This is a genomic window from Avibacterium paragallinarum (genome assembly GCF_011765605.1).
Classification (GTDB): Bacteria; Pseudomonadota; Gammaproteobacteria; order Enterobacterales; family Pasteurellaceae; genus Avibacterium; species Avibacterium paragallinarum.
The window spans coordinates 305,915-320,107 of the sequence record NZ_CP050316.1; the positions used below are offsets into that span (position 1 = coordinate 305,915).

Below are 14,193 nucleotides of genomic sequence, written 5' to 3' on the forward strand. Positions count from 1 at the left end.
GAATAGTATAGTCGTTTGATTTCAAAATAAGACAAGGCGATGTAACGCCGTATTATTTTGAAATCAAACGACTATATATCTCTAATAAAGATATAGCTGTTTAATTTAAACTATAGCTAAACTTCTTTCATTTTCTTATGGCGTTTACTTAGCTTGTACTGTCATTGGCTCAAAGCCTTGTATAAAGCGGAAATCAATTTAGCTATAACAAGGCATTAATTATTTATTAAGCCGTTGCTGTAACCAGTTTAAAAATTGCTCTGAGTTCATAAATCCTGTAATACGAGCGGCTTCAATTTCTTTTCCCTGTAAGTTAAAAAACAGGATTGTCGGCAAGCCTAACACATTGAGTTTTTCCATCAGTTCAGTGTTTTGTGGGCTGTTTTTGGTCATATCCACTTGGAGTAACAACATTTCATCAAACATTTGTTGCACTTGCGGGTTGGAAAAGGTGTATTTTTCAAATTCTTTACAGGCAACGCACCAATCTGCATAGAGATCGAGCATGACAAAAGTGCGGTCATTTTTTTGTAAGATTTTTTGTAACTCCGCGTAGCTTTCCACTTTTTGGAACGCGACTTTGTGAGCTTCGTTGCTTTGCCCTTGATAGCGTTGTGGGAAATCTGCCTCATTCCAGAGCCAAGATTGCAAAGGTTTCACTAACATCATCGCCAAAATAAAGAAAGCGATGCGAGCTACCCAGCCTAAGCCTTTACCCTGAATTTGCAACCCAGCCCATAAGCAAAACGAAACGCCGAGTAATGCCCAGAGGCGGGCCTCCCATAGTTCAGGCAATAGGCGAGAAAGCAAAAAGACGGGCAAAGCAAGCATCACAAAGCCAAAGATAATTTTGACTTTTTCCAGCCAGTCGCCTGATTTGGGTAAAATGCGATTGCCAAATACTGTAACCAACATCAACGGCACGCCCATTCCTAAGGCGAGTAAATAGAGAGTGATTGCCCCTGTGAACAGATCGCCACTTTGTGCCACATAAAGCAACGCACCCGATAAAGGGGCGGAGGTGCAAGGGGAGGCGACCAGTCCTGCGATCATTCCCATCAAAAACACCCCGCCAAACGCACCGCTCTTTTGTTTTTGGCTGAGCAAGGTGAGCTTGGTTTGCAAGGAAGTAGGAAGCTGTAAGCTATATAACCCAAACATTGACAATGCGAGTAATACGAAAAGAATGGATAGCCCAATCAGAACATAGGGGCTTTGCAAGGCGATTTGAAACGGCAAGCCGATAGCGGCGACCGTCAAGCCGAGCAAGGTGTAAGTCAGTGCCATTCCTTGCACATAGGCGAAACTCAGCCCTAAGGCTCGCAAGGTGCTTGGGCGTTGTCCGCTGCCGATGACAATGGCGGAAAGCAATGGCAACATCGGCAACACGCAAGGGGTGAATGCCAGCCCTAATCCCAATAGGAAAAAGCCAAATACGGCATATTTGCTTTGCCATAATTGTTGTGCGAGCGATTGTTGTTCATTCAAGGGTAAAAGTGCGGCACTTTTTGGCGACGAATTTTTTTGCATCGCATTTTCTGAAGGCTGCCATTCTACGCGTTTCGTTTCTGGCGGATAGCAAAACCCTTTGGTGCAACCTTGGTAGGTTACGCTGAACTGCACGGGCGTATCGCTGTTGATAGGGATTGGTAAGGCTAAATGTTGGCGATAAATCTCCGTTTCGCCAAAAAATTCATCGTGATAATTTTCGGCTGGCGGAAACGGAAGATCGCGAAGTGGCTGATCATTTTGTTCAAGGCGAATTTCTTTTTTATAAAGATAATAATCGGGGGCGATTGTCCATTCTAATAAAAGCTGGTTACCAGTTGGGTGATAGCTAAACTGAAAGGCATCATCAGCTTTGAGGAATTTAGGCTTGGTATCAAATAACCCTGCCTGTGCCAGTAAAGCTGTGCAACATAATAAAACAGTGATGATAATTTTTTTCATTCTAGTCCTAGAAAATTAGGTTAAATGCGTTAATAAAGATAGGATTTTAGCATATCCTTTTGTTAATCAATGTAGAAATAGTCTAGGATTTTGACAAATTTATCGCCATCTTATTTTACTTTAAAAAATAAGATTTGATAATAGTTTGCATTTATTGTAGGATAGCTGCTCAAGTTATTTTTTATCGCAAAATAAGAGGTTCTCTAATGAAAAAAGGTATCCACCCTGAAAATTATCGCACCGTACTTTTCTATGATAGCAATGCCAAAAAAGGTTTTTTAATCCGCTCTTGTGCCAGAACAACGCAAACAATGAAATGGGAAGATGGCAAGGAATATCCTGTGTTTATGTGTGATACCTCTTCTGCATCACATCCATTTTATACAGGGAAAACACGCCAAATTAGTAGTGAAGGGCGTGCCAGTGATTTCAATAATCGCTACGGTAAATTCGGTGCATTAAAATCAAAATAAGGATCAATTATGCAAGTGCTTTCATCATTAAAAACAGCGAAAACTCGCCACCCAAAATGCAAAGTTGTACGCCGCCACGGTGTGGTTTATGTGATTTGTAAAGAAAATCCGCGTTTTAAAGCTCGTCAAGGCGGTAAAAAGAAAAAACGTTAATTTGGGTTATGGTTTCTTTATTATTTCTGTCAGGCTCGCAATATGTTGCGAGCTTTTTGTTATTGTGTATTGACTATCTCGTTTGCCAAGATTCCTCTGTGAGGAGATGTCCAAAATGGCTTTCTACCAGACGTTTAGTTACTTCATTTTGAGGATGAGTGAAAATTTTTTTAGTGGTATCGTATTCAATCATTTTACCTTCATCCATCACTAATACATTATCTGAGATATGTTTGATAATACCGAGATGTTGCCCTATATAAATATATGAAATACCGAGTTTTTCTTGAATTTCTAGCATTAAATTCATTAGTTGGGTTTTTACGGTTGCATCAAGTGAGCCAAGAACATCATCGGTAATTATGATTTCAGGTTCTAGGATCAATGCTCTTGCTAATGCCACGCGTTGCTTTTGGCTAATAGACATTGTATTAATTCTGACATTCGCCTGATCAGGATAAAGACCGACTAATTTGAGCGTAGAAAAGATTTTTTTGTCGCGTTCTCTTTCATTTAATGTAGATGTGAGTCTAAGTGGGGTATCTAAAATTTGCCCTACATTAAGTTTAGGGTTAAACGAGCTGTTAGGATCTTGAAATACCATTCTAATATGTTGTGATCGGTAAGAATAATCGCCAAATTGAAGGGGGGTATTTTTAAATAAAATTTCCCCCGCACTCGGTTTGATAATTCCAACGATCATTTTGACTAAAGTTGATTTTCCAGAGCCATTTTTTCCTATTATGGCAAGTGTTTTTTTACGTTGTAGTTCGAAGTTAATATTTTCTACGGCGATCAGTCGCGTAGAGGAAAAAATATTTATATTATCTTCAAAATATTTCGATAAGTTTTTAATTTGTAGTAAGGTATCCACTTCATTTCCTTATTCTTCATTATTTTCATCGGTGGCAATGATAAGAGGGCGTTGCTCTTCTTTTTCTTTATATTGATGTTCCCGTAAATTTAGTGGGAAATGGCAGAAAAATTCGTGTTGTTTTATTCGTCTTCCAGCAGGTTTGTGAATACATTTTTTTTGTGCAAATGGACATCTTGGACCTAGTCGGCAGCCTATTGGAAGTTGATCCAGTAAGGGAACATTGCCTTTTAATGTACTGAGACGGCTTTTAAGAGGCAGAGGGTATTTGAAATCTGGGATCGAGTGAAGTAAAGCGTTTGTATAAGGGTGATGAGGGGCTGAAATAATGCTGTCTTTTGGACCTGACTCAGCATTTTGACCACAGTATAAAACATTAAGGGTGTCGCACCATTCACTGATACTATTTATATCATTGCTAGCGAGTAAAATTGAGGTACCTTGATTCTGGTTCATACTTAATAGTAAACGAAATATTTGTATTTTAGTGATCGATTCCAAAGCATTTGTAGGTTCATCTGCGATAAGTAGACGAGGCTGGTTAGCAACAGCAACAGCGATCATCACTTTTTGTCCCTCTCCCTCTGTTATTTCGTGGGGGTAACTGTTCATTATATCCTTATGATCCTTTATTCCGACTCTGTGAAGCAGTTCGATTGCTCTTCGTTTTTTCCAGCCAACCCACTGCCACCAATGACCTTTAAATGCCCAAGAAGGAATGTTTTGTATGAGTTGTTTGCCTATTTTTTTACTAGGATCTAAATTAGTAAGGGGTTCTTGAAAAATCATTGAAATAGATTTACCGATGAGTTTTCTTCTTTTATGTGTGCTGAGTTTTAGTAGCTCAATATCATTAAATCGAAAGCGATCTGCGGTAACAATCCAAGATTCTTTAATCGTATTACAGATAACTTTCGCAATAAGGCTTTTGCCTGATCCTGATTCTCCGACAAGTCCACAGATTTCACCTTCATTCAGTGTGAGGTTTACATTATCAATAATTTTTACTTTCCCAGTTGAAGTGGGAATTTCTATACAAAGATTTCGAATATCGAGTAGTGCCATTAGGATTCCTATTTTTTGTAGTATTGTTCAATGGCTTGGCATATGCCGTTCCCTAGTAATAATCCGACAAGAATCAGAGCCATAATGGCTAACCCAGGGAGGATAATGGTCCAAGGGGCAAGATAAATGAGCTCAAGTGAGTCCTTGATCATTGCTCCCCATTCTGGAGTGGGGGGCTGTGCTCCTAAAGAGATAAAGCTTAATGCACTTATATCCAATATTGCGATAGTAAAAGCTCTTACGATCTCTTGAATGTATTTAATACAAATATTTGGAAATATGGCTTCTTTAAAAATAAGCCAATTGGACGCACCTTCTAGACGTAGCATTAAAACATATTCTTTTTTAATTCGGTTTGAATGGTTTGATAGATCTCGTGAATGAAATGAGGAAGTAATGCCAATGTAATAGCTAATATTGCATTCATTAGGCTTGGTTGCATTAATGTTGCAATAATAATGGCGATTAATAAAACAGGAATAGAGAGAAATGCATCAAGGAAATGCCCTAGTATGCGAGCTTTAATGCCTTGAGACATCCCAGCCCAAGCACCAAGGATTCCACCAAATATTGCGGTCATTAAAATAACAATTAATGCTGACCCTAAGGTATAAGTGGTTCCAATAATTAAACGGCTAAATACATCTCGCCCTATATCATCAGTACCAAAAAAATAGGTAATCTTTCCTTCATTAACCCAAGAAGGTGGCATAAGTTCATAGCCTACAAACTGCATTTGGTCAGAATAAGGTGCGAGGAATCGACTAAAAAGTGCGGTCAAAATAAATGCTAAAAAAAGGTAAAAACTTCCTAAAGCCACTTTATTCTGATAAAAAAGTTTCCAAATATTTGTGAATGTTCTTGTATGGCGAAATTCTTCAGTGTCTTTATCTTGCATACCAACCTTTTTTATTAAGAGGATCTAAAATGAAAATCAGTATTTCTGTAAATAAGTTTACAATAATAATACATAACCCGATAACAATGATGCCAGCTGAAATACTATTGTAGTCTTGTTGTGTTACCGCATTAATTAACCATCGCCCTATACCAGACCATCCTAAGGTTTTTTCTACTAGCATACATTGTGCAATAACAAGTGTGAATAACCTTGTCATTTGTGGAATTAATAGAGGCAGTGTGTTACGTAAAATATGAACCCGCAGTATTCTCCATAAAGACCAACCTCTTGTGATGGTAATTTTAATATAGCTTTGCTCAAACAAATACTCCGCACGCCCTTTAATAATTCGGATAATCTCCATTGTTGGTAAGATAGAGAGAACTAGCGTGGGAAGTACTAAGTGCTGTAACACATTTTGGATAACTTTTATTCTATAGGGAACCTCAATAAACCATACATCAATAATAGGAAAACCTGTTATAGAAGGGATATCGTAAAGGAGATTATATTGTCCTATGGCAGCAATTTCCCATCCATAAATCGCAGCAGAATATAGTAATATAGGGGCAACCCAAAAGACAGGGAGAGAAAGCCCGATAATTGAGGCTACTTGGATCGCTTTTCCTAATAAATTAGTCCGATAGATTGCACCGATTAATCCTAACGGGATACCGAATAAAATTGCAAGTAATAGTGCGGTAAAACATAACTCAAGAGTGGGAGGGAGTACAGTGAAAACTAAATTGCTCAATGCATCCCCACCATTATAACTAATTCCTAAATCACCATTTAATAGATTTTTTATATATAAAAAGTAACCAGAATAAAAATGGGGAGTGGATAATACCTGATTCAACGGATCTTGTATTAGCACGATATAACTAATGAGTGAGAGAGCGATAAGTGTAATGACTAATAAGACTAAATGTCTAAAAAAAGACAAAATCATTGTTTCTCTCCTTGTTGATAGGATAAGGTAGTGAAATTTATGCTGCCAAATGGGGCGAGTTCTAATCCTTTTACCTTAGTATTTGCGATTAACATCCGTTTAGCATTTGCGATAGGGATAATAGGCAATTCAGATAAGATAATATCTTGGGCTATGTTGTAGTATTTAGCTCGCTCACGTAAGTTTGATGTACTTAATCCTTTATTCATTGCTTGCTCAAAGGGGGCATAGCACCAATTTGATAGATTGGTGACATCATTCGAGATACCGCAACTTAGGATTGGACGCATAAAGCTATCAGGATCTAAGTTTCCAGCTAACCAGCCTGTAAGAATTAAATCATAATCTTCAGCGTTATTTTTTAATTGTTCAAGTAAATAAGTACGAGTAATAGGTAGAATACTGATATCCACACCTACTTGGGATAAATCCCATTTTATTAGTTCCGCCATTTTTAGAGGAGAGGGGTTATAAAATTGCTCTTCATTTAAAACCCACATTGTTAATTTTAAATGTTTATCTTGAAAGAATGCTTTAGCTAATTGAGGGTTATAATCATAAGTAAAATCAGGCGTATTGACGGTTGCCGCCCAAGAGATACTCGGGATAATGTTATTGGCTATACTTGCAGTATTGTGATAAATACGTTGAACGATTCTCCTACGATTAATACTTTGTGAGATAGCTTGCCGTAATTTAGGGTCTTTTATTGTAGATTTCGCAAAATTAAAAGCAAGGTAAGATAAATTTACTCCTTCTGTGAACTTGAGATAATATTTTTCATTGAATTTTTTCAAAATACCAAGTTGGCTCACATCAGGCATAGAAGTAATTTGGCATTCACCGTTTAAAAATTTTATTAATCTTCCTGTTTTATCTGTTGAGAGATCAATAATAATATTGTTAAGTGTGCCTTTTTTACGCCAATAATGTTCGTTTTTTATTAGGCGAATATATTGATTTTTGACAAAGTTTTTGACTTTATAAGGACCCGTGCCAACAGGTAAGCTGTCAAGTTGCGATAGGTTATCATCGGCATTGAGCTGTAATGCATATTCTTGAGAAAAAATAATAGCATATTGACTAGCTAAATGAGAAAGGATAGAGGCATCAGGTTGAAATAGCTTTATTTGTACTTGGTATGGTGATGTTGCGATGATAGATTCAATTTTATCGTTGAGTTTAATGCTTTCGAAATAAGGAAAATGAACTTTTCTAGCTTGCTCGTGGAAAACCTGATATTGCGGGTTTTGGTAATTTGCTGAGGATTCTAATGTGGGTAAATCTGTATTACGTTGTAAAACTCGATTGAGAGAGAATACGACATCTTCTGCGTTGAAATTACGACTTGGCGTAAACCAATCTGTGTGATGAAATTTAATTCCCTTGCGTAAATTAATTGTAATTGTTTTGCCATCTTCAGAAATACTATAGTTTTTTGCCAATACGGGTTCAACTATTGAACTATTATTTATAATTTCAAATAGTTTATTATAAATTTGTTCAGTAACGACATTCATATTTGTACCAGCATCATTTGTTTGTGGATTAAAGGATAAACCATTTGCGTGAGTACAATAAATAAGCCCATTTTGAGTAAGGCTATCTGGAATTTTTGGTGCAGCTTGAATAGCTACACTTGCTAAAAATGTAAGTATAAATGTAATGATTGAAATGATTTTTCTTATAAACATAAAACAGGGATTTGTGATACATTATGGGGAAATTTTAAAGTATATTACTAAAATATAGAAATAAAATGTTTGATTCTATCCAAAAAGAAATTGATAACCTTATAGACCGAGGTTTTGATCGATCTTTACGCTTAGCTGTAACAGGGCTGAGTCGTAGTGGGAAAACAGCGTTTATAACGAGTTTTATCAACCAACTTTTACACATTAATTCAACTGATGAGAACCATCTTCCTTTATTTGATGCTGCTCGTGATAGACGTATTTTAGCGGTTAAACGGGTAGAGCAACGTGATTTATCTATTCCTCGTTTTGAGTATGAGAATAATCTACAATGTTTAGGTGAGGAGCCACCTATATGGCCAAATTCTACGATAGGTGTACACGAAATTCGGCTTGCTATTCGTTATAAAAAGTCTGGTTTTTTACGGCATATAAAAGAAACGGGGACATTATATATAGACATTTTTGATTATCCTGGCGAATGGTTATTAGATTTACCTTTATTGGAATTGAATTTTCAGCAATGGAGTGAGCAACAGTCTCAATTGATGTATGGAATGCGTAGGGAGTTAGCACAACAATGGTTAGAAAAAATACAAAAACTAGATTTAACAAAAAAAGCAGATGAGGATGTTCTTGCTCAACTCGCAAAGTGTTATACGCAATACTTATTAGATTGTAAAAAGCAAGGGCTACATTTTATTCAACCAGGGCGTTTTGTTTTACCTGGTGAATTGGACGGCTCACCGGCAGTACAATTTTTTCCTTTGATTCATATAAATGAAGCACAATGGAAACGTTTAAGGCAAGCGGAGAGTGGCAGTTATTTTTCAATACTAGAAAAACGCTATAACTACTATTGCCAACATATTGTGAAACAATTTTATAAGCAATATTTTTCTTTATTTGATCGTCAAGTTATTCTCGCTGATTGTTTGACTTCGCTAAATTATGGTCAGCAATCCTTTTTGGATATGCAAGAGGGGTTGAAGCAATTATTTGAAAGCTTTCGTTATGGAAAGCGAACGGTACTTCATCGTCTATTTGCCCCTAAAATTGATAAATTAATGTTTCTTGCAACAAAAGCGGATCATATTACAAATGATCAATGGAGCAATTTGATAAGTTTGTTGCGTCATCTCGTGCAAGATGGGCATCATTATGTAGAATATGAAGGAATTGAAACAAGTTATGGGGCAATTGCTTCTGTTCGCTCAACACAGCAAGTGAGGGTCAATAAAAATGGTAAATTTTATAATGCAATTCAAGGGGTTAGACAAATAGATCAACAAAAAATAACAGTTTATCCAGGGGAAGTGCCAAAACGTTTACCAAATATCCAATTTTGGCAAAAACAGAAATTTGAATTTGATCAATTTTCTCCTCAACGATTAGAACAAGGCGGTGTTATTCCTCATTTTAGAATGGACACGGTATTACAATTTTTGTTAGCGGATAAATTAACGTAATAGAATATTAGAAGGTTTTTTATGAAAAAAGAAATTTTTCATACCCCCTTTCAGGAAGGGGAATCGTCGTCACTTATTCCTAAGCAAACTTTTGATCAAAGTGATCTTACAATGGAAGCAGAGCTGAAAATAGATTCAGAGATGGCCGATGAAGTATCTACGCAATTTACACAAATCGTGCAGTCAGGCCTGAGCTGGTGGAAGAAATGGTTAATTGGCTCAATGTTGTTTTTCTTAGTAGGCGTAGTTGCTCAGTCTATACAATGGTTAATCGACAGTTGGCAAAATCATCAATGGATTTATTTTTCTTTTGCTTGTGCAAGTTGCACCATTTTAGCATTAGGTGGAGTAGCGATAGCTAATGAATGCTATAAGTTAATAAAATTAAAAAGAAGGATGCGATTACAAGAACGAAGCCAGAATTTATTAACTGAAAGTGCGGTGGTTTTTTGTCAGGATTTTTCTATTCAGGATATTGAAGAGGCAAAGAAGATCTGTGATGAGCTGACTAATATTTTAGAAATTCCTCAAGATGCACAATCATTAATTTGTTGGAAGGCTCGTATTAGCGATGGGCTTTCGGCGTCAGAAATAATGTATATGTTCAGTCAAACAGTTTTAACCTCAATTGATTTGGAGGCAAAAAAATTAGTGAGTAAAAATGCTATTGAATCGGCGATTGCTGTCGCAGTCAGTCCCTTGGCAGTGGTTGATATGCTTTTTGTGGCTTGGCGGAATATCCATTTAATTAATCAATTAGCTAAGTTGTATCATATTGAGTTGGGTTATTTTAGCCGTCTGCGTTTGTTCCGAATGGTCTTAGGTAATATGGTATTTGCTGGTGCAACAGAAATGGTTAAAGAGATGGGAATAGATTGGCTTTCACAAGATATAAGTGCAAAACTTTCTGGTCGCCTTGCTCAAGGGATTGGTGTCGGTATTTTGACTGCACGTTTGGGAATTAAAGCAATGGAGTTTTGCCGTCCACTACCTTTTACAAAAGAAGAAAAACCTCATTTAAAGCATATTTATAAAGAGATCTTGTCAAATTTGAAGCAATGACTTTTTAAGTGAGGCGTTGATGATTAACATAATACGGCGTTATAAGATTTTCTTATGTCTAATAGCTCATTATTCTGATAATTCATTTTAAATAGTAATGCAATGTAAAATTTTCTTTCCATCTTGTCCAAAATATTTACAATAAAGGCGAGTTGAAAAAATAGAAAGGAGCGATAGAGATGAATACTGATTTTTTTGCAGAAATTATTGCACAAAGTTGGAAAATGAAAGAGGTTGTAAAAAAAGCAAGAAAATTCGCATTGCTTGATGCTCCACTACTTATTCAAGGTGAAACAGGAACAGGAAAAGATTTCATTGCTAAATCTTGCCATTTTTCTAGCCCTAGACGGGAGAATAAATTTATTGCGGTAAATTGTGCAGGATTACCAAGTGAAGATGCTGAAAGTGAAATGTTTGGAAGAACTAATGTACATTCTGAAACTCAAGGCTTTTTTGAATATGCTGATGGTGGAACCGTGTTGTTGGACAGTGTGGCAGAATTACCTTTAAGTTTGCAAGCAAAATTGTTGCGTTTTCTTAATGATGGCACGTTTCGTCGCGTTGGTGAGGAAAAAGAGCATTATGCTGATGTGCGTGTGATTTGCACTTCTCAGGTTCCATTAATGTACTATGTAGAAAAGGGTAAAATGCGTGAAGATCTGTTTCATCGTCTTAATGTGCTTAGCCTTACTATTCCGCCTCTGCGTGAACGTAAAGAAGATATTGTACAGTTTGTATCAATATTTGTGGCACAGATTAGTCAAGAATTAGGTATTTCTACACCGCATTTTGACTACGCATTTCTTAATTATTTAACGCATTATACTTGGCCAGGAAATGTCCGAGAATTGTACAACGCACTCTATCGTGCTTGTTCTCTAGCGGAGAATAATCAGTTATCAATTGAGGGATTGAACTTGGTTGAGCAAGAACTCCCTCTTGCCAATATTGAGCAGTTTGCTAACCAAACATTAGAGGAAATGATGAATAATTTTGAAGCGAGGGTATTGCAAAAATTTTATGAAGAATATCCGAGTACACGAAAATTAGCAACGAGATTAGGTGTTTCGCATACGGCGATCGCAAATAAGTTAAAACAATATGGGATTGGAAAATAAGGAAATTTCTTTTGAGATTTATGGTGAAGGTCTAGCTTTCTGTCTAGACCTTTATTCATCATCCGAAGTATATGAGCTATGTTAATATTGACTAGAACTCAAAGTTCATCAACACTTTAATTGCCCAAATAAAAAGGATAGCAAAAATAGCGAGGAGGGCTTTTTCCCAATGATTGAGATTAAGCCGTTTGCCTTGAGATTGGTAACGAGAGTAAAGAAAAAGTGCAATACCAGGCACATATAATGCCACGGAAATTAGCAAATAATCTAATCCAGCGGCGTATAATATCCATAAAGCGTAAAGGGTTGCCATAAATCCAGTGAACTTAATGTACCAGTGGCTAGATTGTTGGAAAGAGAGTTTCAGCAAGTAAGCTCCGATAAGCAAATAAGGCACTAGAATCATTGAGGTTGAAATAAGTAGTAAGGCATCATAGGTTTTGCCAGTAAGCAACACAAGGAATAAACAAAGCTGCACAACAAGACCGGTGAACCATAAAGAATTAATTGGCACATCGTTGCGATTAAGTTTGTTGAGAATTTGCGGAAAAGCCCCATTTTTTGCACCACGATAAGGCACTTCGGCAGAGTACATTGTCCAACTAATATATGAAGCCAATACGGAAACAATCAAACAAAACGTAATTAACACTTTTCCACTTTTTCCAATCATCAATTCGAGCAAGCCTGCCATTGATGGATTTGCCATTTGAGCAATGGCTTCTCTTGGTAAAAGCCCTAAAGAAAGCACGGTGATCGCCACATAGAGAATTAACGCAATCACAATTCCCAATACAGTGGGCAAGCCCCACATCAGTTCGGTTTTTAGCGTGAGCAGATAATACCGCTGCCCCTTCCACGCCCGTGAATACCCACAAGGTAATCAACATCGTATTTTTGACTTGATCACTTACGCTATTATTGAGTGCGGTGGCTTTGGTGTCCAAATTAAAGGTATCAGGCGAGAAAAACCAAAGGGCTAATGCAATAAATAAAATAAGCGGAAACACTTTGACAATGGTGGCGACTAAATTAACGGAAGCCGCTTCTTTTACTCCTTTAGCAATGAGAATATGCACTAACCAAACCACGCAAGACGCACCAATAAATGAGGCAATCGTATTTCCTTGCCCAAAAATCACCGCACTTTCATTATCGGTAAAAGTCCCAATTCCTTCAAATGCAACAAGCAAATAGCCCACAATGCCAATGGTGGCACATAGCCAGTAGCCCCACGCAGAAAGAAATCCCATTAAATCGCCAAAACCTTCCCGTGCATAGGTATAAATGCCCCCATCTAATTCAGGTTTAAGGCGAGAGATAAAAAAGAATGAAAGCCCGAGGAAGATAATGCCAATACCCGTGATTAACCAACCAATGAGCAAAGCTTCAGAGCCTGCCACCGCTGCCATATTTTGCGGTAAACTGAAAATGCCTGAGCCAATCATAGAACTCAGCACTAATGCAGTGAGTGAAATTAAACCAATTTTTTTATTCGACATAAATCGCTTTCCTATAAAAAGATTATCTAAAATGTTTAAATCTGCGGTTTGAAATAATGAGAGAGTGCCTGAATATGAGCTAAACCAATCCCACAGCACCCGCCAATAATCGTTGCTCCAGCTTGTTGCCATTTTTTCGCCCAAGCTAAATAGGCTTGCGGATCGAGGTCATGACGCACTTCATCAAGCCCTTCATTGGCTGTTGCTTCTTTACCTTGTGGTGCAAAAGCATTGGCATATGCCCCTGTTTCAATATGTAATGCTCCGTGTTTTTGTAAGGTTTCACGGGTAATAGCTAAGGCTTGCTCAATCACTTCTGGCTGACAACAGTTAAATAAGATCGCACTGACACCCAATTCGATCATTTTTTCCACCGCACTTTGCACAGATTCGCCTGAACGTAAACACGCCGGTTGATTGAGATCTTCATCTTGTAAAGTGAAAGAAACCCAAAGTGGGCGATCATCAGGTAATAATGGCTTAATGGATTGAGGTTCAATAATCGCACTTTGCGTTTCGCACAACCAGAGATCCACATAAGGAGAAAGCCCGTCAATGATAGGCTGAGCTACTTCTTTTACGCGCTCAGGTTGAAATAAAGCAGGGCGGTATGAGCCAAATAATGGAGGCAATGAACCTGCAATTTTGACCGATTTTCCACTATTTTGTACCGCACTTTTAGCTAAACGCCCCGCGAGATCGGCAAGTATTTTTCCGTCCACCACAAAACGCTGTTCACCAATATGAAAAGGCACAACCGCATAACTATTTGTCGTGATTACCTCAGTACCATTTGCGATAAAATCTTCGTGTACCTGTTGTACCGCTTGCGGTGACTCATAAAGAGCAAGAGCTGACCATTCAGGCTGACGAAAAGGGGCGTTTAAACGCATTAATTCACGGCTCATTCCACCGTCAAGAATTGTCATTGTCATTTTTGCTTCCTTTAATAACATTTGGGCTAAAAAAATACCGCACTT

General features: G+C 37.5%; 11 protein-coding genes and 2 pseudogenes. 5 read left to right on the top strand and 8 right to left on the bottom strand.

Features of this window, described 5'->3' with window-relative positions; all coding sequences use genetic code 11:
* Positions 1-219: 219 nt before the first annotated feature.
* Positions 220-1,950: a protein-disulfide reductase DsbD gene (locus HBL79_RS01635; RefSeq protein ID WP_017806984.1), complete on the bottom strand. Its 1,731-nt coding sequence runs from the start codon at positions 1,948-1,950 to the stop codon at positions 220-222.
* 206 nt (positions 1,951-2,156) lie between these two features.
* Between HBL79_RS01635 and HBL79_RS01640 the strand changes: the two genes are divergently transcribed.
* Together HBL79_RS01640 and ykgO are read left to right on the top strand one after the other, a co-directional pair.
* Positions 2,157-2,423: a type B 50S ribosomal protein L31 gene (locus tag HBL79_RS01640; RefSeq protein WP_017806983.1), complete on the top strand. Its 267-nt coding sequence runs from the start codon at positions 2,157-2,159 to the stop codon at positions 2,421-2,423.
* Positions 2,424-2,432: 9 nt separating this feature from the next.
* Positions 2,433-2,576, top strand: a complete 144-nt coding sequence (gene ykgO, locus HBL79_RS01645) for a type B 50S ribosomal protein L36 (protein ID WP_017806982.1) — start codon at positions 2,433-2,435, stop codon at positions 2,574-2,576.
* Positions 2,577-2,649: 73 nt separating this feature from the next.
* On the opposite strand, the gene HBL79_RS01650 is transcribed toward ykgO, so the two are convergent.
* The 5 genes and pseudogenes from HBL79_RS01650 to HBL79_RS01670 all read right to left on the bottom strand — a co-directional run bounded on the left by HBL79_RS01650 (position 2,650) and on the right by HBL79_RS01670 (position 8,062).
* Positions 2,650-3,450 (bottom strand): peptide ABC transporter ATP-binding protein, encoded by an 801-nt coding sequence (locus tag HBL79_RS01650; protein WP_017806981.1) that lies wholly within the window; start codon positions 3,448-3,450, stop codon positions 2,650-2,652.
* Between the two features lie 9 nt (positions 3,451-3,459).
* On the bottom strand, positions 3,460-4,515 hold the full coding sequence (locus HBL79_RS01655) for a peptide ABC transporter ATP-binding protein (protein ID WP_046097324.1): 1,056 nt from the start codon (positions 4,513-4,515) through the stop codon (positions 3,460-3,462).
* Positions 4,516-4,523: 8 nt separating this feature from the next.
* Positions 4,524-5,413, bottom strand: a pseudogene (locus tag HBL79_RS01660) (ABC transporter permease subunit).
* Positions 5,403-6,368: an ABC transporter permease gene (locus tag HBL79_RS01665; protein ID WP_017806978.1), complete on the bottom strand. Its 966-nt coding sequence runs from the start codon at positions 6,366-6,368 to the stop codon at positions 5,403-5,405. Before HBL79_RS01665 ends, HBL79_RS01660 begins: the two are co-directional and overlap by 11 nt.
* Complete coding sequence (locus HBL79_RS01670; RefSeq protein WP_017806977.1) at positions 6,365-8,062, bottom strand: ABC transporter substrate-binding protein; 1,698 nt, start codon at positions 8,060-8,062, stop codon at positions 6,365-6,367. Before HBL79_RS01670 ends, HBL79_RS01665 begins: the two co-directional genes overlap by 4 nt.
* A gap of 65 nt (positions 8,063-8,127) precedes the next feature.
* On the opposite strand from HBL79_RS01670, the gene HBL79_RS01675 reads away from it, so the two are divergent.
* The 3 genes from HBL79_RS01675 (at position 8,128) to HBL79_RS01685 (ending at position 11,711) form a co-directional block, all read left to right on the top strand.
* A complete protein-coding gene (locus HBL79_RS01675; protein ID WP_017806976.1) occupies positions 8,128-9,531 on the top strand; it encodes a YcjX family GTP-binding protein in 1,404 nt (467 codons plus the stop codon).
* A 21-nt stretch (positions 9,532-9,552) separates the two neighbouring features.
* Complete coding sequence (locus tag HBL79_RS01680; protein ID WP_017806975.1) at positions 9,553-10,593, top strand: YcjF family protein; 1,041 nt, start codon at positions 9,553-9,555, stop codon at positions 10,591-10,593.
* A 179-nt stretch (positions 10,594-10,772) separates the two neighbouring features.
* Complete coding sequence (locus tag HBL79_RS01685) at positions 10,773-11,711, top strand: sigma 54-interacting transcriptional regulator (protein WP_017806974.1); 939 nt, start codon at positions 10,773-10,775, stop codon at positions 11,709-11,711.
* A 91-nt stretch (positions 11,712-11,802) separates the two neighbouring features.
* On the opposite strand, the pseudogene HBL79_RS01690 reads toward HBL79_RS01685, so the two are convergent.
* Positions 11,803-13,213, bottom strand: a pseudogene (locus HBL79_RS01690) (basic amino acid/polyamine antiporter).
* A gap of 35 nt (positions 13,214-13,248) precedes the next feature.
* Positions 13,249-14,148, bottom strand: coding sequence for a homocysteine S-methyltransferase family protein (locus HBL79_RS01695; protein WP_046097325.1), 900 nt, complete (start codon positions 14,146-14,148; stop codon positions 13,249-13,251).
* Positions 14,149-14,193 lie beyond the last annotated feature (45 nt).

What these genes read in the sequence shown, in the direction of transcription:
- HBL79_RS01635 (WP_017806984.1), bottom strand. Translation starts at nt 1,950, where the DNA reads ATGAAAAAAATTATCATCACTGTTTTATTATGTTGCACAGCTTTACTG.
- HBL79_RS01640 (WP_017806983.1), top strand. Translation starts at nt 2,157, where the DNA reads ATGAAAAAAGGTATCCACCCTGAAAATTATCGCACCGTACTTTTCTAT.
- ykgO (WP_017806982.1), top strand. Translation starts at nt 2,433, where the DNA reads ATGCAAGTGCTTTCATCATTAAAAACAGCGAAAACTCGCCACCCAAAA.
- HBL79_RS01655 (WP_046097324.1), bottom strand. Translation starts at nt 4,515, where the DNA reads ATGGCACTACTCGATATTCGAAATCTTTGTATAGAAATTCCCACTTCA.
- HBL79_RS01665 (WP_017806978.1), bottom strand. Translation starts at nt 6,368, where the DNA reads ATGATTTTGTCTTTTTTTAGACATTTAGTCTTATTAGTCATTACACTT.
- HBL79_RS01670 (WP_017806977.1), bottom strand. Translation starts at nt 8,062, where the DNA reads ATGTTTATAAGAAAAATCATTTCAATCATTACATTTATACTTACATTT.
- HBL79_RS01675 (WP_017806976.1), top strand. Translation starts at nt 8,128, where the DNA reads ATGTTTGATTCTATCCAAAAAGAAATTGATAACCTTATAGACCGAGGT.
- HBL79_RS01680 (WP_017806975.1), top strand. Translation starts at nt 9,553, where the DNA reads ATGAAAAAAGAAATTTTTCATACCCCCTTTCAGGAAGGGGAATCGTCG.
- HBL79_RS01685 (WP_017806974.1), top strand. Translation starts at nt 10,773, where the DNA reads ATGAATACTGATTTTTTTGCAGAAATTATTGCACAAAGTTGGAAAATG.
- HBL79_RS01695 (WP_046097325.1), bottom strand. Translation starts at nt 14,148, where the DNA reads ATGACAATGACAATTCTTGACGGTGGAATGAGCCGTGAATTAATGCGT.